Below are 17,581 nucleotides of genomic sequence, written 5' to 3'. Positions count from 1 at the left end.
GGAGAGTAATTCTTTGTCCATTTTCTATCATTTTTTTCTCTGATAATAATAAAAGATGAATGTATTTGTAATCGGTATCGGATTAATAGGAGGGTCTATGGCCAAGGATATTAAGCGCAACCGACCGGACTCCAAAATTTACGGCATCGATGCCAATGAAGGGCATTTGGATGAAGCCTTGTCATTATCCTTGATCGATGAAAAGGCGGACTATGATCAACTTCAAATGGCCGATTTCGTAATTGTAAGTATTCCAGTCGATGTTATGGTTCGGGTATTGCCCAAAATATTGGATGCCGTAAATGATGATGCCATAGTGCTTGATGCAGGATCCACGAAGTCCTTGATTTGCAAAGCGGTGGAAAATCATCCTAAGAGAAGAAATTTTTTGGCTTGTCACCCGATTGCCGGGACCGAGTTTTCGGGACCTTCCGCGGCTATAGAAGGCCTGTTTATGGGCAAGACGAATATCATATGTGAAATAGAAAAAACAGCCTTTAAATTGCAGGAAAGGGCACTGGAGCTATTTCAACAATTGGGTATGAGGATACGTTACATGAATCCGGAGGCACATGATAAACATATAGCTTACGTTTCACATTTGTCACACATTAGTTCTTTTATGTTGGGAAAAACAGTTATTGAGAAAGAAAGAAATGAACGTGATATTTTTGACATGGCTGGAAGTGGTTTTGAAAGCACTGTGAGGTTGGCCAAAAGTTCGCCAGCTATGTGGACCCCGATTTTTGAGCAAAACAAGGAAAATGTAATTGAAACCTTGGGAGAATATATTCAAAACTTGAAGGAGTTTAAGGCCATGTTGTTGGCCGATGATTATGAAGGCATATTTAATGAAATGAACAATACGAATAAAATAAAGGAAATATTAAACGGAATACCACTTAACAAAAAATAGAGTATAGAAATGGAAAATTCAAAACAAATGAGAACATGGTTGGACGATATGAAATTGGACCATCCGTTAGTAATAGCCGGGCCTTGTAGTGCGGAAACAGAGGAGCAGGTGCTTAGAATTGCCAATGAGTTAAAAGATACGGATGTAAATTACTATCGTGCTGGTATCTGGAAACCAAGAACACGTCCTGGAATGTTTGAAGGAGTAGGTGCTTTAGGTTTAAAGTGGTTGCAAAAAGTTAAGTCGGAGACAGGCATGAAAACCTGTACCGAGGTAGCTAATGCTGCCCACGTAAAGTTGGCATTGGAACATGACGTTGATTTATTGTGGATCGGTGCCCGTTCAACGGTAAGTCCATTTATAATGCAGGAAATTGCTGATGCACTTGAGGGAACGGATAAAATTGTATTGGTCAAGAATCCGGTAAATCCAGATTTGGCATTATGGCTTGGTGGAATTGAAAGATTGTATACCGCCGGAATTAAAAATTTAGGTGCCATACATAGAGGTTTCTCCACATATGAAAAAACAAAATATAGGAACATCCCTGAATGGCAATTGGCCATTGAATTTCAAAATAAATTTCCGGATTTACCTTTGATTAACGATCCTTCTCACATTACAGGAAATAGGGAAATGATTTTTGATGTTTCCCAAACCGCCTTGGATCTTAATTTTGATGGTTTGATGATTGAAACCCATTTCGATCCGGATAATGCGTGGAGTGATGCTGCCCAACAGGTAACTCCATCCAAATTGATCCAGATTATGAGAGATTTGAAAATTAGAAAAGAATCCGATACAGAGGCAGGATATAATACTGAATTAAGTAATCTAAGGGCGCAAATAGATGTTCTTGATAGCCAGTTGATCGAAATGCTTGGGAAAAGAATGAAAATATCCGATGCTATTGGTGCATTAAAAAAGCAGAAAAACGTTGCCGTATTGCAAAGCAATCGCTGGAATGCCATTTTGGGTAATATGATCTTGGAAGGTGAAACTAAGGGGTTAAGTGAGGAATTTGTTTTAAAAATGTTTAAGGCAATTCACCAAGAATCCATTAATCACCAAGAGAAAATAATTAACTCTTAAACTTTTTTATTGGTTGACCGTTAAAACCACGCCCAATGGCGTGGTTTTTTTGTTTAATGCATTGTACTTTTGCAATGGATATGGAAAGGTCACGGGTCAAGAACAAATGTTGTGTTTGTGCAAATATTGTGTTTAATCTATAAAGGAAGAACTCAACCTTTTTCACACCTCTGAACTGGGATCATTGTTTATTGTTGGGTTAATAGAAAATTAAGATTAATTTAATTGGTCGTGTTTTTAATCAATAGTTTTAATTGGTGGGAATAATGCAGTAGGACCAATGATCAAATTATTCTTTCATTTTCTTTGCCTGTCCAAAGAAAACGAAACAAAAGAAAAGACCCTTCTTCGCTAGGTGGCCCCTAAAATCTAGGGATTTAAGGGACCGTTGCCATGGCCTAAATTATTTCCAAGGCTTCAATAATTCTTTACGGCCATGAAAACTCCACGACGGAAGAAGATAGACCCCACAACAGGCTGTTCATGCAATTTTCAACCTTATGCAATAATGCCCAATAATTGACGGAACAAAGAAACGGCCTATTTTCAATTTCGTTTTAAATCAAGTGGTTTCCACATTGGGAGATGGAAGCCGTCCATAGAGCATTTCACCCAAGTGAAAGCGGCCTGGACGGTGCGGCCGTGGAAAGTGCGTGGATTTATAGAAATTTAAAATCAGCCTAGCCATGGCTACAGCTGGCTCCTCCTAACCAGGGTACACCGTACCTTGGCTATTCGGCCCTGGTCGTTTTTTTGGCGATGCAAAAAATGAACAAAACACAAACTCCAGGATAGTTCATTCTATCATTTCTAATTTACACACAACTTTTGGGATTGACCCAAGGTCGCTTGTAAAAATTAAAGTCAATTACTTACAAAAATATACCCATGCTTAGATCGGAATTTTGATAGTTCGCCTGTTAAAAAGTTAATTGTTTCATTAAATAAGTGTAACAAATGGACTTTTGTTTCATCTTTACCAAGAAAATAGATTGAATAGTCTATTGTTTCCCAAATTTTAATGGAATAATTTAATAACAAAAATATAAGGATGATGAAAAATGTTTTGCTAATAGGATTCCTTTGCCTGTCCTTCGCAGGGTTTTCACAAAGAATAGTTGATAAATCTGTAGGAGATTTTAGGGAGGTGAAAGTTTATGATCTAATAGAAGTTAACCTTATTAAATCGGACGAAAATAAGGTTTTGGTAAAGGGGGACAATGTTGACGATATACAAATTGTAAATAAGAATGGAGTACTTAAGGTAAAAATGGAACTGGATAAAAAGTTTCACGGGGAAAATACCTTTGTAGAGGTGTATTTTAAGAATCTGGACTTAATTGATGCGAATGAAGGAGCAAGAATTACGGTCAACGAAACCTTAAGCCAGGAAAAAATCGAATTAAAGACCCAAGAAGGAGCTAAAATAAAAGTGGGCCTTGATGTGCACCAATTGATCGTTCGATGTGTTACGGGCGGTATTGTTGAGGCCTCTGGAAAGACTATTAATCAAGAAGTGGTCCTGAATACAGGAGGAGTTTTTGAGGGAAAGCCGCTTATTAGTGAGAAGGCCAGCATTAAGATAACCGCTGCAGGAGAGGCTTCAATGTTTGCTTCGGCTGCAATAGACATTAATATTAAAGCTGGTGGGGATGTATACGTTTATGGAAATCCAAAGGAGGTAAATAAGAATACGTTTGCCGGAGGTAGGGTAAAAATTATGGATTAGCAATGCCTATCCTCAAAGAAATTATTTGAGAATTCAATTTTAGTTGAAAATATTGTTTTGAACACTGAATCCCGCCATTTGTCGGGATTCAGTGTTTTTTTTAACGATGGATTATTTCTTAAAGATGTACCGGGTAATAAAAATTCCTTGTCCATCATCCTTTCCACTATCGCTTTCTACTGCGCTGGTAACAAAGGCCAATTCCCACCCTTCAGCCGCCATGGCATTTATTTTGGATGATATTAGTGCATCATTGGCCGCTATATTTTGAAATCTAATTCCTCCAATATTATAAAAATTTAAAAGTTTGGTTTCTTCAAAATTCTTTACCCTAATGTCCCCTCGGTCAGATTTGTTTCTAGAATTATCTTCGTCGGTTTGTTCACTGGTAAACTCCTTATAGTCCCTATCTTCAGTGGCGCTAATGATCCTTGATCTCCCCATACCGCTTGGAACAATGGATTCTACACTGGTGATTACTTTAAATTGTTGGGCATTTACCTCTATAGAGGTTGCAAAAATAAGGCATGCAATGATTATAAAGTTTTTCATTTTCGTGTTATTATATGGTTTATAATTGATTAACAACGATCAATTTTAAAAGCTAGTATAAAACTAAAGTTGTTTCTTTGTAGGCAAATCTGTCAGAATTCGTTAATGGAAGGAACTGTATATAAATCTACTGGAAGTTGGTATAGCGTAAAAACTGGGGATGGAGCTTTTTACGAATGTCGGATTAAGGGAAAATTTCGGCTTAAGGGGATAAAGAGTACCAATCCTGTTTCCGTTGGAGATAGGGTGGTGTTCGACGTGGATGGGACCGCTGATAATTTGCAAGGAATTATTACTGAAATTAAGGACAGGAAGAATTATATTATTAGAAAATCGGTTAACCTGTCCAAGCAAACCCATATAATTGCTGCCAATTTGGATCAGGTTTTTTTGATTGTAACCTTAAATAATCCGCCCACTTTCACGAGTTTTATCGATCGGTTTTTGGTGACATCGGAAGCATATCACATTCCGGCTGTTTTACTTTTTAATAAAATAGATACTTATAGCCAAGAGGAACTGGATGAGATAAAATATCTGGCAAACCTGTACAGGGAGGTTGGATACACCTGTATCGGGATATCTGCCAAAACCGGAAAAAATGTGGATCAGGTAAAGGAACTGATGATTGGCAAAACAAGTATGTTTTCCGGGCATTCAGGAGTGGGTAAATCTACTTTGGTCAACGCCATAGAGCCACAATTGGACCTGAAAACAAAAAATATTTCGTCCCAACATATGCAAGGGCAACATACTACTACTTTCGCGGAAATGTTCGATTTGGAATTCGGTGCAAAAATAATTGATACACCGGGAATCAAAGGATTTGGGATAGTAGATATGGAAAAGGAGGAAATAGGGGATTATTTCCCTGAATTTTTTAAGTTGAAAGGCGAGTGCAAGTTTAATAATTGCCTGCATTTGGACGAGCCTCATTGTGCGGTAAAAGAAGCCTTGGACAATAATGAGGTGGCTTGGAGCCGCTATAAAAGTTATGTGCAGATGATAAGTGGGGAACAAGAGCACTATAGGGTTGACATTTACGGGGAAAAATAATGCGTGCAACAATACAAAGGGTTACCACTGCTAGTGTAACGGTGGATCAGACAATAGTTTCAGAAATTTCGAACGGACTACTAATTTTTCTGGGGATTGAGGAGGCCGATCAGGATGAGGATATAAACTGGCTTTCCAATAAGATTGTTAATCTGAGGATTTTTAATGATGCGCAGGGTGTAATGAATTTATCCCTTCTTCAGGTAAATGGTGAGGCCTTGGTAATAAGTCAGTTTACGCTTCATGCCTCCACGAAAAAAGGAAATAGGCCCAGTTATATTAAAGCCGCAAAACCAGAGATAGCAGTTCCGATATATGAAAGTTTTGTAACACAACTGGAAAAGGATCTTGGGCAGAAAGTGGGTACTGGTATTTTTGGAGCGGATATGAAAGTGGCCCTACTAAATGATGGACCGGTGACCATTCAGATAGATACAAAAAATAAAGAATAATGAATATAGAAAATGCACAAGAAGCCGTAGACGAATGGATCAAGACCCATGGGGTGCGTTATTTTAACGAGCTTACCAATATGGCCCAGCTTACCGAGGAGGTAGGGGAGGTGGCCCGTATTATTGCCAGGCGTTATGGTGAACAAAGCGAAAAGGAGTCGGACAAGAATAAGGATCTGGGGGAAGAATTGGCAGATGTACTTTTTGTAGTGCTTTGTTTGGCCAATCAGACCGGAATAAATTTACAGGAGTCCTTTGAAAAGAAATTAAATCTTAAGACCACACGCGATCATGATCGTCACCACAACAATAAAAAGCTGAAATAGTACTATATTTGTCGTTTGTTTTTGTGCATTCATTCAAAAGCAATAGATCATGCAAATAAGTCTAAAAAATCACATATAAATTGAAGCTACATTTATCTGCCCCTTCGCAAACCCTAATAAAATCAGAAGTAAAAATCACGGGATCCAAAAGTGAATCCAATAGGTTGTTATTATTACAGGCCTTATTTCCCAACATAAAAATCAATAATCTTTCCAATTCTGATGATGCAGAAGTAATGCAAAAAGGGTTGCTTATCAGTAATGGGGTGGTAGATATACACCATGCAGGCACAGCCATGCGTTTTTTAACGGCTTATTTCGCGTCACAGGAAAATAAGGAAGTTACCCTAACGGGATCGAAACGAATGACCGAAAGACCAATAAAAGTATTGGTAGAGGCATTGCGCAGTTTGGGTGCTGAGATTAGTTATGTAAATTATGAGGGTTATCCGCCAATTAATATTAAGGGCAAAAAACTATTGAAACATAAGGTGAGTTTGCCTGCGGATATTAGCAGCCAGTATATTTCAGCATTACTTTTAATAGCGCCAAGTCTGGAAAATGGCCTGGAATTGGAACTGGTCGGTAAAATTACGTCTGTTCCTTATATAAAAATGACCTTGGGACTTCTTTCCCAAATAGGGGTAGTGAGTTCTTTTGATGGGAATACGATCAAGGTGTCGCCAAAGACCGCAATTGAACCTTCTACTCAAGTAGTGGAATCGGATTGGAGCTCTGCATCATATTTTTATAGTATTGTAGCCCTTTGTGAATTAGGTACTGAAATTTCTTTAACGGCCTATAACAGGAATAGCCTTCAAGGGGATAGTGTTCTCAAGGAAATATATAAGGATTTTGGGGTGGAAACAAGCTTCCAAGACCATCAGGTTGTTTTGAGAAAGAAGGCAAATCCTATAAATACCACCTATAATTTTGAGCTTGCAAATGCACCTGATATAGCACAAACCATTGCCGTTACCTGTTTCGGTTTAGGTGTGGGTTGCCATATGACAGGCCTTCATACGCTTAAAATTAAGGAAACGGACAGGCTGGAAGCTTTAAAGACGGAACTGACCAAGTTAGGGGCGCCCATATCGGTAACTGATAAAACCTTGACCCTGGAACCGTCCAGAGAGATTAAAAGTGAAATAGCCATAGATACTTACAACGACCACAGAATGGCCATGGCCTTTGCCCCATTGGCCCTCAAAACTTCACTGTTTGTAAACAATGCGGAAGTGGTTTCCAAATCATACCCAGACTTTTGGGAGGACATGAAAAATTTAAAATTCAAGGTGCAAACTGTCTGATTTTTATTTATATGGGGTTTTACTTGACATCGCCCCATGCATCGTCGTATATTTGCAGCCGCTAAACATGAATCTAAATTTAAGGAATATACTAAATGAAATTATCGCACTTCAGTTTTGAACTTCCAAACGAATTATTGGCAGAGTATCCAGCAGAGAATAGAGATGAGTCCAAATTAATGGTCGTGCACAGGGCTACGGGCAAAATTGAACATAAAATGTTCAAAGATCTGATTAATTATTTTGATGAGGGCGATGTAATGGTGCTTAACAACACCAAAGTTTTTCCTGCAAGATTATATGGGAATAAGGAAAAGACGGGAGCTAGAATTGAGGTTTTTTTATTGCGTGAATTAAATGAGGAGCAGCGTCTTTGGGATGTTTTGGTAGATCCAGCGCGTAAAATAAGAATTGGGAACAAACTTTATTTTGGTGATGATGAAACTTTGGTTGCCGAGGTAATAGACAATACAACCTCCAGAGGTAGGACGTTAAGGTTCCTTTACGATGGTTCTTATACTGATTTTAGAAGAAAGTTAAAAGAACTTGGGGAAACTCCTTTGCCTAAATATATTAAGAGAAAAGTAGAGGCTGAGGATGAAAAAAGATATCAAACCATTTATGCCAAGCATGAAGGTGCAGTTGCTGCCCCTACGGCAGGTTTGCATTTTTCCAAACATTTGCTTAAGAGATTGGAAATAAAGGGAATCGATTTTGCAGAGGTAACCTTGCATGTAGGCTTGGGAACTTTTAATCCTGTGGAAGTAGAAGATCTTTCCAAGCACAAGATGGATAGTGAGGAATTGATCATAGATGAAAAGGCCACTGAAATTGTAAATTCCGCTAAGCTTAAGAAACGGAGGATATGTGCCGTAGGTACTACCGCTATGAGGGCTTTGGAAAGTGCGGTGTCTTCCCAGCAGACTTTAAATACTTTTGATGGTTGGACCAACAAGTTTGTTTTTCCTCCATATGATTTTAGTATTGCCAATGCAATGGTAACTAATTTTCACTTGCCAAAATCTACCTTGTTAATGATGGTTTCGGCCTTTATGGGGCACGATTTAATGAAGAAGGCCTATAAGGAAGCAATTTTGGAAGGGTATAAGTTTTATTCATACGGTGATGCCATGTTGATTATATAAGTATCCTAAATAATAGTTAGATCCCGTCAGTATCACAGATAAATCTGTATTGGCGGGATTTTTTTATAGAATCATTTATCTTTGGAAAGTGGAAATCGCAAAAAATAAAAGAGATATAAGGGCATTTACCAAGGAACAACTTAGGTCGTTCTTTGAAACCCAGGGGGACAAAGCCTTTAGGGGTAACCAGGTCTATGAATGGTTGTGGCAAAAATCGGCCCACACCTTCGAGGATATGACCAATATCTCCAAGGAAACCAGGCAAATGCTGGAGGATAATTTTGTGATCAACCACATAAAGGTAGATCAAATGCAACGCAGTAGCGACGGAACCATTAAAAATGCGGTCCGTTTACACGATGATCTTATTGTGGAATCGGTTTTAATTCCGACTAAAACTAGGACTACAGCTTGCGTGTCCAGTCAGGTAGGTTGTAGTTTGGATTGTAAATTTTGTGCCACATCCCGACTAAAGCGGATGAGGAATTTGAATCCGGATGAGATTTATGACCAAGTGGTGGCCATTGATAATGAAAGTAGGCTGTATTTTAATCGTCCATTGAGCAATATTGTTTTTATGGGCATGGGAGAGCCCTTAATGAATTATAACAATGTGATCAAGGCCATTGATAAGATAACCTCCCCGGAAGGATTGGGTATGTCCCCTAAACGTATTATCGTGTCTACTTCTGGAGTGCCAAAGATGATACGAAAAATGGCAGATGAGCAAGTGAAATTTAAGTTGGCGGTATCCCTGCATTCGGCTATTGATGAAATTCGAACTTCCATTATGCCATTTAACGCTACATTTACTTTAGCTGACCTGCGCGAAGCACTTGAATATTGGTATCTAAAGACCAAGAGTAGGATAACCTATGAATACGTGGTTTGGGATGGTATAAACGATAAGCAAAAAGATGTAAATGCTTTGGTGGATTTCTGTAGGTTTGCCCCTTCCAAGGTTAATTTAATTGAATATAACCCAATAGACGACGGGGAATTTCAACAGGCCAAAAATGCGGCCATTGAAATGTACGTTAAAACCTTGGAGCAAAATGGTATTACTGTTACGGTAAGGCGTTCCAGAGGCAAGGACATTGATGCTGCCTGCGGACAATTGGCAAATAAATCCTAGATAAACCCTAACCAAAGGGCTGCGGGTAAATGAGGAGCTAATTCCAAACACAAAATCGCTAAAATCTATAAATTACGGTTACATTACCATTGTTGGCTGGTGATTACTATGTTTTTTTGCCTAATTTTACGCAACTGAACAAGCAATCCAAAACAGCCTAATTTATCCCTTGAAAATTGTATCCCAAATAAAGGAACCGATTAATAAGGAAATGGAACTTTTTGAAAAAAAGTTTTATGAATCCATGTCTTCCAAGGTTGCCCTATTAAATAGAATTACTTACTACATTGTTAATAGAAAAGGGAAGCAGATGCGGCCCATGTTCGTATTTCTTACTGCCAAGCTCCTGAACAACGGGGAGGTAAATGAGAGAACCTATAGAGGGGCGTCGGTTATAGAATTGATTCATACTGCCACCTTGGTCCATGATGATGTGGTAGATGATAGTAATAAACGTCGAGGCTTTTTTTCGGTCAATGCTTTGTGGAAAAACAAAATCGCCGTTTTAGTTGGGGATTACTTGCTTTCCAAGGGCCTATTGTTGTCTATAGACAATGGGGATTTTGACCTTCTTAAAATTATTTCCGTCGCTGTTCGTGAAATGAGTGAGGGGGAATTACTGCAAATAGAAAAAGCCAGGCGACTGGATATTACCGAGGTGGTGTATTACGAAATTATTAGACAGAAAACCGCAACCTTGATTGCCGCTTGTTGTAGTTTGGGAGCGTGTTCGGTTAAGCCTGATTCCACGGATGTGGAAGCTTTTAGGAAATTTGGCGAGTTAATTGGGATGTCCTTTCAGATTAAGGATGATCTATTTGATTACGGGGAAGAGAGAATTGGCAAACCAACGGGCATAGATATTAAGGAACAAAAAATGACCCTGCCATTGATTTTTGTACTCAACAAATGTTCCAAAGCGGAAAAAAGGTGGTTGATCAATTCTATTAAGAATCACAACAAGGATAAAAAACGGGTCAAGGAAGTTATTGCCTTTGTAAAGGAAAACGGTGGTCTTGAATATGCCGTGAAAAAAATGCTCGCCTATAAGGAGGAGGCATTGGCCTTATTGGCGACCTACCCAGATTCAGAATATAGGAATTCACTGGAGCTAATGGTGAACTATGTGGTGGACCGCAAAAAATAAAATTACTTCACTGTAAATCAATTGTTTACATTTTATATTTATTTTCTTCATTACCATAGGCAACTATTTTGTAAATGAAGTCGTCTATCTTTATAACAAACAAACTTTAGGGATTTGAAAATTATTTCTTTTTACAATAACGAAAAGTTACTGCTTAAGAAGGCCAAATCTGGTAATAAGGAGGCGCAAAAGTGGTTATACGATAAATACTCCCCTAAAATGTTAAGCGTTTGTAGACAATATATCAAAGATCTTCAATTTGCCGAGGATGTCATGGTTGGGGGATTTGTAAAGGTGTTTAAGTATTTGGATTCCTTTAGGCATGAAGGTAGTTTTGAAGGGTGGGTAAGAAAAATAATGGTGAGGGAATCCATCACTTATTTAAGAAAGAGTCAACCAATAATTTTTGACGATGAAATATATGAGAGGAATGCTGTCAATCAAATTTCAGTGAGTTCCGATTTAGATTTGGAGCAAATTCAATTTTTAATAGATGCCTTGCCGGATGGTTATAAAATGGTATTTGTTTTATATGCAGTAGAGGGGTATAGCCATAGGGAAATAGCCCATAAGTTGGAGGTTTCGGAAAGTACGTCCAAATCCCAATTGTTCAAAGCTAGAAAAATGTTACAGGAAAAGTTGTGGGATCTAGGGATTAAATGTAAGACCAAGTTGAGTAACAACTAAATACTTTTTAAAAATTAAATAATATGGCACCAATAAAATTTGAGGAACATATTAAGGAGAAGTTGGATAAAAGGAAAATAACCCCTTCGGATGGGGCATGGGAAGAGCTATCTGCCCAATTGGAACACAGTAAGCCGGGTTCGCAAATTGGATTTTTCCGAATCGGTATTGCGGCCAGTATAATAGGATTGTTGATCTTAACCCTGATGTACCTTAATAATAGTCAGGAATTGGACAGCGAGGGCAGCAAAACTGTAGCAGCTCCTAATACGGAGGTTAAGGAAGAGCCTATGAACAATCCCAATGTTAAGAAGGTTGAAAAGCGGGAGGGCATTGTTACGACCAATGAAGCTTCTGAATTGGTAGAAATTGAGACTACAAAAAAAGAAAAGAAAAAAGTTGAGGATATAACCGAAACGGAATTGACGAACGGAGTTGGGATTTCTAATGCTGTTGCCGTTAATGACCCTGTTGAACCAAAAGGTAAGGACAAGTTATTAATGGAACCCAATAATATTATCACAGCTAAAATAGAGGAAATAGTTACACTAGTAGAATTAATGGAGGAAAATAATATCTCCTTGACCGATGCCGAAGTGGATTCACTCCTAAAGCAAGCGCAGAAAGAGTTATTTTCAGAAAAAATCTTTAGGGACAATCATTCTGTAGATGCTATGGCCTTATTGGCCGAAGTTGAAGGTGAGTTGGACCAATCGTTTCGACAGCAAATATTTGATATGCTCAAGGAGGGGTACTTTAAGGTTAAAACAGCTGTAGCTGCAAGAAATAACTAAAATATTCATCGATCATTAATCAATTCTCTTGGCCCCGCTCCATTGTGGAGCGCCGGGCAGGGGATAACTAAATCAAAATTCATTATGAGAACATTGGCGTGGTACGTAGTAGTGCTGGTTATTTTATTATTTACACAGAATTTATTGGCCCAGGATCAGGATGTGTTAAATTATAAAATAGATCAGCTGGAAAAGAAAAAGGCGGCTATCAAAAATTCCGAAAGAGAAGCTTTAAAGGTGGAGATTGGTCAAATTAATATCCGAATGGATAATGGTGGTCTCTCAATAAAGGAAGCGGATTCGCTTAAAATGAAAGCAGCAGAAAACCACGCTAGAAATATAGAAAATAAACTGGTTATCATAGAAAATTATATTGATTTATTGAAGCGAAATGGAGATTTGGATCTAAATATGGATATGGGAAGGATTGTTATAGGGTTAGGAGCGGAAGAGGAAGGGGGTGATAAGATTTTTGGTATAAAGGTTAATACCGGAAATCAGAATAATCTAAAATACGATCAGCGAACGTTTTCCAATCCCGTTATTGGCGTGGGACTAAACAATACCTTGATAGATGGTCAATCCTTACAGGATACCCCCTATAAGGTTGGCGGTAGCCGTTTTTTTGAATTAGGATATGTCTGGAGGACCAGGGTGTTTAAAAATTCCAATTTCCTAAGGTTAAATTACGGTGTGTCATTTCAGTTTAATGGGTTAAAGCCAAAGGACAATAGTTACTTTGTTGTTAATGGTAGTCGAACGGAGTTGATGGAATTTGAATATGATTTGGACAAATCTAAATTCAGGATGGACAATGTGGTCCTTCCGGTACACTTCGAATTTGGTCCTTCCCGAGTAAAGAAGACCGATCAAACCATTCGATATTCCATTCACAAACAATTTAGACTTGGTTTGGGCGGGTATGCTGGAATTAATATGGGTAGCCGTCAAAAATTGAAATATGAAAGGGATGGCGACCGGGTGAAGGATAAATTTAAAAGGGATTATAATACCAACGATTTTGTGTATGGGCTAAGCGCTTATACTGGAGTGGGTGAGGCGCTGATATATTTGAAGTACGACCTAAACCCTATTTTTAATAATGCCCTTGTAGATCAGCATAATATCTCTCTGGGATTACGCTTTGATTTATAACATTTGTAGGGGAATTGGATTCTTGCATTAGAGTTTCTCAACTGCCAATACCTTGTTGCATTTCCTCCGTAAATTCTTCTTCGAAATAAGATTTTTTACAGTGCGAACAGCTTATGGTGGTAGAAGTGCCTACTCTAAACAGCGAAATCCAGAACAAGTGGAAATAGGTGGTACTTGTCACTGCCATTAAGGTGCCCCTATTTTTGCAATAGGGACAATCAATGTTTTGCAGTGCCAGTGAAGTTGTTTTTCCCGGTTTGGTGCCTAGAAATAATATCATTTACTATTTGTCTATACTTTTAAATGAAAATCGCAATTTAACCAATATTTATTTTACAAGCATGGCTTTTCCTTTTTCCAACAGGTCTTAAAGTACTATCTTTAGCGTGCTAAAAATGTAAAGATTGATTACAAAATCTACCATAGACAAAGTATACGAGACTGCCCGTTTGGAGGAGGTGATAGGGGATTTTGTGCAACTAAAGAAATCTGGCTCCAACTTTAAGGGCTTAAGTCCGTTTACCGATGAACGCAGCCCCAGTTTTATGGTTTCACCGGTAAAACAGATATGGAAGGACTTTAGCAGTGGTAAGGGCGGGAATGTTGTAGCCTTCCTAATGGAACACGAACATTTTTCCTATCCGGAGGCCATAAAATATTTGGCCAGGAAATACAATATTGAAATAGAGGAAACAGAGCTTAGCAATGAGCAAAAGGAGCAGACCAATGAACGGGAGAGTATGTATCTGGTTTCCGAATATGCCCAAAAGTATTTTTCGGAGATTTTATGGGAAAGGGAACAGGGCAAGGCAATCGGTTTGAGCTATTTTAAGGAGCGTGGGTTTAGTGATGACACTATTAAGAAGTTTGATTTGGGATATTGCCTAGATCAATGGGACGGATTTACCAAGGCGGCTTTGGATAAGGGGTATCAATTAAATTATTTGGAAAAAACGGGGCTTACCATTGTAAAGGAGGATGCCTCCAACCCTGATATCAATAAAACCTTTGACCGTTTTAAAGGGCGTGTAATGTTTCCCATACACAGTATGAGTGGAAGGGTTTTAGGTTTCGGAGGTCGCATTTTAACAAATGACAAAAAAGCTGCCAAATACTTAAATTCTCCCGAAAGCGATATTTATCATAAAAGCAAGGTGCTATATGGTATATACTTTGCCAAACAGGCCATTGCCAAGGAAGACAATTGTTATTTGGTGGAAGGGTATACAGATGTTATCCAAATGTACCAACGCGGTATACACAATGTAGTTTCTTCGAGTGGTACGGCATTGACCTCGGATCAGATAAGGTTGATTAATAGGCTTACTAAGAATGTCACAGTTTTATTTGATGGGGATGCGGCAGGATTGCGGGCATCACTCAGGGGGATAGACCTTATTCTGGAACAAGGGATGAATGTAAAGGTATGTACTTTTCCGGAAGGGGAAGACCCTGATAGTTTTTCCAAGAATAATGATTTTGAGGATGTGGTCTTATATCTTCAGGAAAATTCAAAGGATTTTATACAATTCAAGGCTTCTTTATTGGTAAAGGAAGCTGCAAACGACCCTATTAAAAGAGCGGATACGGTCAGGGATATTGTTCATAGTATTTCTAAAATTCCGGATCGGATACAAAAGGAAATTTATATACAGGAATGTGCTCAGATCATGAATATTTCCGAGGCGGTTTTATTTAATACTTTGGCACAGATTGGTAAAAAGGACATATCGGACGCCAATAAAAGGATAAAACAGGAGCATCAAGCCTTTGATGTGGTCAAGAACGAGCCTTTACGGCAAAAGGTGGATGTGCAGTATGAACTGGAGCGCAAGATTATAGAGATGTTGTTGCTTTATGGGGATCTGGAACAAAAATTTGAGGATTTGGTGTTGAAGGAGAACGAAAAGGGTGACCTGGAACTGGAGCCCGAATCGTTGGATACCAAGGTGTATGAAAAGATCTATCTAGACCTCCAAGATGATGAAATTGAGCTGGCAAATGAGCAGTTCAGAAATATTTATTATAAATTAATGGAAGATCTCAATGAGAAGGAAGATTTTTCCATTACTACCTTTATCGCCAATTTAGACCAAGAATTGGCTTCTGAAATATCTTCCATTTTAATGGAGGAAGAAAAATACGTTTTACATCAATGGGAGCGAAAGGATATATACCCTAAAGATAAAAAAGTGGGAATTTCCCAGTTGGTGAGTGAAACTATTTTAACATTAAGGTGTTATTTAATAAAAAAAAGAATAGGCTCCCTTCAGGAGAATACTTTAAATAACCATGAAGGCAATATGGAGGCCTTGGAAGAGATCATGAATTATATTCAGCTTAACGTTCTACTGAACAAAAAACTGAATAGGGTTCTTTCATAGAAATTCGGCCAATAGTACTAAAAAACAAAGACCGCATCCTATTTTAACAGGGATGCGGTCTTTGTTTAGTTATTATTGTTCCAGTAATTTAGTACAGTTCCAATGCCTTGGCTTGCTGTAATAGATCCACTAGGTTGTCTACATTTAATTTGCGCATTAAACGCGCTTTGTAGGTACTTACTGTTTTTTCGTTTAAATCCAAACCTTGTGCTACTTCTTTGTTGCGTTTGCCACTGGCCAACAATTTAAGGACCTCAACTTCTCTTGTAGATAATTTTCTAAAGAATCTTCTTGGTTTTTGCGTTCCTTCGTCAAAAGCAAGGCGTTGTGCCAATTCATTCGTAATAAACATATTGCCTTCGCTAACTTTTCTAATGGCGCTAATAATATAATCTATCTCTGAAGTTTTGGATAAGTAGCCGAAAGCTCCGGCCCTTATGGTGCTCAATGCATAAACATCTTCAGACTGACCACTGTAGATCAACACCCGTATATTAGGGTACTGTTTTTTGATCTTTCTAAGGGTTGCAATGCCATTAATTTCGGGAATGTCCATTTCCAGAAGAATAACGTCCGGGGAGTAAATTTCCAGCTTATTAAATAATTCCGTGGTAGTAGATGCATCGGCAATGACTTCAATATCTGAAACAGGGTTCAAGACTTGTTGTACGCCCATCCGAACAATAGGATGATTATCAGCAATTAAAATTTTGATCATTTTAGGTTATTTTTCTAGATTTCAACATCAATAATCATGTCTAAAATACTGACATGCAATGTAGGGTTAAAATATCTAATTCGATAGGCAAAGCTTCATTTTTTTATTCAAAACCGGAAATTTTTGGGTATTTTTTCGTTTTAATCACTTGGTTCTTAGGTGAGAGGTTCATTTTAACGAATTTGGAATTTCACAAACAGGAATAGGAATCATTTTATGTTTGTTGGCGCGGTTAAATCTTTGGTATATCTGAAAAACCTCTTTTTGTCTATCAGAAAAATCCGTATCCACTCTTCCTTCTTCCTGCATTTGCATGGCCCATTCCAATTCTGGATAGGATGCTCCTATTTGGTCCTCGTCAGTTCTGTCATCGCCCCATAATCCATCGGTAGGTGCCGCCTTAATGATATCTTCGTTAATCCCCAGGACTTTGGCAATTTCATATACTTCGGTTTTTAATAAATCGGCAATAGGACTTAAGTCCACGCCACCATCCCCATATTTGGTATAGAACCCTACGCCAAAATCTTCCACCTTATTGCCGGTTCCTGCTACCAATATTTTGTCCAATGCCGCAAAGTAATATAAGGTGGTCATTCTTAACCTTGCTCTAGTGTTCGCCAAGGACATAAATCTATCCTCCTCCTTTTCAACATCTGGCAAAGCATCTACCAAACTGTCGAAAGTAGGTGTAAGGTTTACAAGTTTCCTGTCAACATTTGGGTAATTTTCTTTTAGCCAGTCAATATGGTTGGATGCCCGGATGACTTGGTTGTCTGCCTGATGTATGGGCATTTCAAGACATAAAAGTCGTAGACCCGTCTTGGCGCATAAGGTTGAGGTTACCGCGGAATCTATACCTCCCGAAATTCCTATTGTAAATCCTTTCATATTTGCTTTTTTGGCATAATCGCGTAACCAGGTTACAATGTGGTCTATTACTTTTTCGGTCTGCATCTGAACAATTTATAAGGTTTAAAAAC

Annotated in this window: 18 protein-coding genes; 14 read left to right on the top strand and 4 right to left on the bottom strand. The window is 38.4% G+C overall.

Translation table 11 applies throughout. The features are described 5' to 3' along the window. Nucleotides 1-55 precede the first annotated feature (55 nt). The 3 genes from CWD91_RS08285 to CWD91_RS08275 all read left to right on the top strand — a co-directional run bounded on the left by CWD91_RS08285 (nt 56) and on the right by CWD91_RS08275 (nt 3,737). A complete protein-coding gene (locus tag CWD91_RS08285; RefSeq protein ID WP_103440484.1) occupies nt 56-916 on the top strand; it encodes a prephenate dehydrogenase in 861 nt (286 codons plus the stop codon). Nucleotides 917-925: 9 nt separating this feature from the next. Beyond that, nucleotides 926-2,008 (top strand): bifunctional 3-deoxy-7-phosphoheptulonate synthase/chorismate mutase type II, encoded by a 1,083-nt coding sequence (locus tag CWD91_RS08280; RefSeq protein WP_103440483.1) that lies wholly within the window; start codon nt 926-928, stop codon nt 2,006-2,008. Between the two features lie 1,051 nt (nt 2,009-3,059). Next, nucleotides 3,060-3,737, top strand: a complete 678-nt coding sequence (locus CWD91_RS08275; protein WP_317045607.1) for a head GIN domain-containing protein — start codon at nt 3,060-3,062, stop codon at nt 3,735-3,737. A 111-nt stretch (nt 3,738-3,848) separates the two neighbouring features. Here the strand turns inward: CWD91_RS08275 and CWD91_RS08270 are convergent, their stop codons facing one another. Then, entirely contained in the window at nt 3,849-4,289 is a 441-nt protein-coding gene (locus tag CWD91_RS08270; protein ID WP_103440481.1) for a hypothetical protein, read from the bottom strand. Nucleotides 4,290-4,394: 105 nt separating this feature from the next. Here CWD91_RS08270 and rsgA point away from each other — a divergent pair, with 105 nt between their 5' ends. The 10 genes from rsgA to CWD91_RS08220 all read left to right on the top strand — a co-directional run bounded on the left by rsgA (nt 4,395) and on the right by CWD91_RS08220 (nt 13,496). Beyond that, nucleotides 4,395-5,345: a ribosome small subunit-dependent GTPase A gene (rsgA, locus tag CWD91_RS08265; RefSeq protein WP_103440480.1), complete on the top strand. Its 951-nt coding sequence runs from the start codon at nt 4,395-4,397 to the stop codon at nt 5,343-5,345. Then, complete coding sequence (gene dtd, locus CWD91_RS08260; protein ID WP_103440479.1) at nt 5,345-5,797, top strand: D-aminoacyl-tRNA deacylase; 453 nt, start codon at nt 5,345-5,347, stop codon at nt 5,795-5,797. Before rsgA ends, dtd begins: the two co-directional genes overlap by 1 nt. Next, nucleotides 5,797-6,123, top strand: coding sequence for a nucleotide pyrophosphohydrolase (locus tag CWD91_RS08255; RefSeq protein WP_103440478.1), 327 nt, complete (start codon nt 5,797-5,799; stop codon nt 6,121-6,123). Before dtd ends, CWD91_RS08255 begins: the two co-directional genes overlap by 1 nt. 80 nt (nt 6,124-6,203) lie before the next feature. Then, nucleotides 6,204-7,433, top strand: a complete 1,230-nt coding sequence (locus tag CWD91_RS08250) for a 3-phosphoshikimate 1-carboxyvinyltransferase (RefSeq protein WP_103440477.1) — start codon at nt 6,204-6,206, stop codon at nt 7,431-7,433. 95 nt (nt 7,434-7,528) lie between these two features. Beyond that, nucleotides 7,529-8,578, top strand: coding sequence for a tRNA preQ1(34) S-adenosylmethionine ribosyltransferase-isomerase QueA (gene queA, locus CWD91_RS08245; protein WP_103440476.1), 1,050 nt, complete (start codon nt 7,529-7,531; stop codon nt 8,576-8,578). A 94-nt stretch (nt 8,579-8,672) separates the two neighbouring features. Next, the gene (gene rlmN, locus CWD91_RS08240; protein WP_394335715.1) at nt 8,673-9,713 is read left to right on the top strand and encodes a 23S rRNA (adenine(2503)-C(2))-methyltransferase RlmN; all 1,041 of its coding nucleotides are present in this window, start codon (nt 8,673-8,675) and stop codon (nt 9,711-9,713) included. 169 nt (nt 9,714-9,882) lie between these two features. Continuing rightward, nucleotides 9,883-10,860 (top strand): polyprenyl synthetase family protein, encoded by a 978-nt coding sequence (locus CWD91_RS08235; protein WP_103440475.1) that lies wholly within the window; start codon nt 9,883-9,885, stop codon nt 10,858-10,860. 114 nt (nt 10,861-10,974) lie between these two features. Beyond that, nucleotides 10,975-11,547 (top strand): RNA polymerase sigma factor, encoded by a 573-nt coding sequence (locus tag CWD91_RS08230; RefSeq protein ID WP_103440474.1) that lies wholly within the window; start codon nt 10,975-10,977, stop codon nt 11,545-11,547. 23 nt (nt 11,548-11,570) lie between these two features. Beyond that, the gene (locus CWD91_RS08225) at nt 11,571-12,341 is read left to right on the top strand and encodes a hypothetical protein (RefSeq protein ID WP_103440473.1); all 771 of its coding nucleotides are present in this window, start codon (nt 11,571-11,573) and stop codon (nt 12,339-12,341) included. An 84-nt stretch (nt 12,342-12,425) separates the two neighbouring features. After that, complete coding sequence (locus CWD91_RS08220) at nt 12,426-13,496, top strand: porin family protein (RefSeq protein ID WP_103440538.1); 1,071 nt, start codon at nt 12,426-12,428, stop codon at nt 13,494-13,496. Nucleotides 13,497-13,533: 37 nt separating this feature from the next. Here CWD91_RS08220 and CWD91_RS08215 read toward each other — a convergent pair whose 3' ends face one another. Then, nucleotides 13,534-13,776 carry a zinc-ribbon domain-containing protein gene (locus CWD91_RS08215; RefSeq protein ID WP_103440472.1) on the bottom strand — a complete coding sequence of 81 codons (243 nt, stop codon included), beginning with the start codon at nt 13,774-13,776 and terminating at the stop codon, nt 13,534-13,536. A 124-nt stretch (nt 13,777-13,900) separates the two neighbouring features. Here CWD91_RS08215 and dnaG point away from each other — a divergent pair, with 124 nt between their 5' ends. Continuing rightward, the gene (dnaG, locus tag CWD91_RS08210; RefSeq protein ID WP_103440471.1) at nt 13,901-15,880 is read left to right on the top strand and encodes a DNA primase; all 1,980 of its coding nucleotides are present in this window, start codon (nt 13,901-13,903) and stop codon (nt 15,878-15,880) included. 88 nt (nt 15,881-15,968) lie between these two features. Here dnaG and CWD91_RS08205 read toward each other — a convergent pair whose 3' ends face one another. Together CWD91_RS08205 and nadE are read right to left on the bottom strand one after the other, a co-directional pair. Further along, nucleotides 15,969-16,598 carry a response regulator gene (locus tag CWD91_RS08205; protein WP_103440470.1) on the bottom strand — a complete coding sequence of 210 codons (630 nt, stop codon included), beginning with the start codon at nt 16,596-16,598 and terminating at the stop codon, nt 15,969-15,971. A gap of 168 nt (nt 16,599-16,766) precedes the next feature. After that, entirely contained in the window at nt 16,767-17,555 is a 789-nt protein-coding gene (gene nadE, locus CWD91_RS08200; RefSeq protein ID WP_103440469.1) for an NAD(+) synthase, read from the bottom strand. Between the last annotated feature and the right edge of the window lie 26 nt (nt 17,556-17,581).

The organism is Arenibacter hampyeongensis, from assembly GCF_002909255.1.
Taxonomy (GTDB): domain Bacteria; phylum Bacteroidota; class Bacteroidia; order Flavobacteriales; family Flavobacteriaceae; genus Arenibacter; species Arenibacter hampyeongensis.
Note: the sequence above shows the minus strand (reverse complement) of the source record. Positions and strands in the feature narration are given on the sequence as shown.

Bases quoted from the DNA above. Each gene is read 5' to 3' on its own strand.
- CWD91_RS08255 (WP_103440478.1), top strand. From the start codon at position 5,797: ATGAATATAGAAAATGCACAAGAAGCCGTAGACGAATGGATCAAGACC.
- CWD91_RS08220 (WP_103440538.1), top strand. From the start codon at position 12,426: ATGAGAACATTGGCGTGGTACGTAGTAGTGCTGGTTATTTTATTATTT.
- CWD91_RS08205 (WP_103440470.1), bottom strand. From the start codon at position 16,598: ATGATCAAAATTTTAATTGCTGATAATCATCCTATTGTTCGGATGGGC.
- CWD91_RS08225 (WP_103440473.1), top strand. From the start codon at position 11,571: ATGGCACCAATAAAATTTGAGGAACATATTAAGGAGAAGTTGGATAAA.
- CWD91_RS08280 (WP_103440483.1), top strand. From the start codon at position 926: ATGGAAAATTCAAAACAAATGAGAACATGGTTGGACGATATGAAATTG.
- CWD91_RS08215 (WP_103440472.1), bottom strand. From the start codon at position 13,776: ATGATATTATTTCTAGGCACCAAACCGGGAAAAACAACTTCACTGGCA.
- CWD91_RS08285 (WP_103440484.1), top strand. From the start codon at position 56: ATGAATGTATTTGTAATCGGTATCGGATTAATAGGAGGGTCTATGGCC.
- CWD91_RS08275 (WP_317045607.1), top strand. From the start codon at position 3,060: ATGATGAAAAATGTTTTGCTAATAGGATTCCTTTGCCTGTCCTTCGCA.
- CWD91_RS08270 (WP_103440481.1), bottom strand. From the start codon at position 4,289: ATGAAAAACTTTATAATCATTGCATGCCTTATTTTTGCAACCTCTATA.
- rsgA (WP_103440480.1), top strand. From the start codon at position 4,395: ATGGAAGGAACTGTATATAAATCTACTGGAAGTTGGTATAGCGTAAAA.
- queA (WP_103440476.1), top strand. From the start codon at position 7,529: ATGAAATTATCGCACTTCAGTTTTGAACTTCCAAACGAATTATTGGCA.
- dtd (WP_103440479.1), top strand. From the start codon at position 5,345: ATGCGTGCAACAATACAAAGGGTTACCACTGCTAGTGTAACGGTGGAT.
- nadE (WP_103440469.1), bottom strand. From the start codon at position 17,555: ATGCAGACCGAAAAAGTAATAGACCACATTGTAACCTGGTTACGCGAT.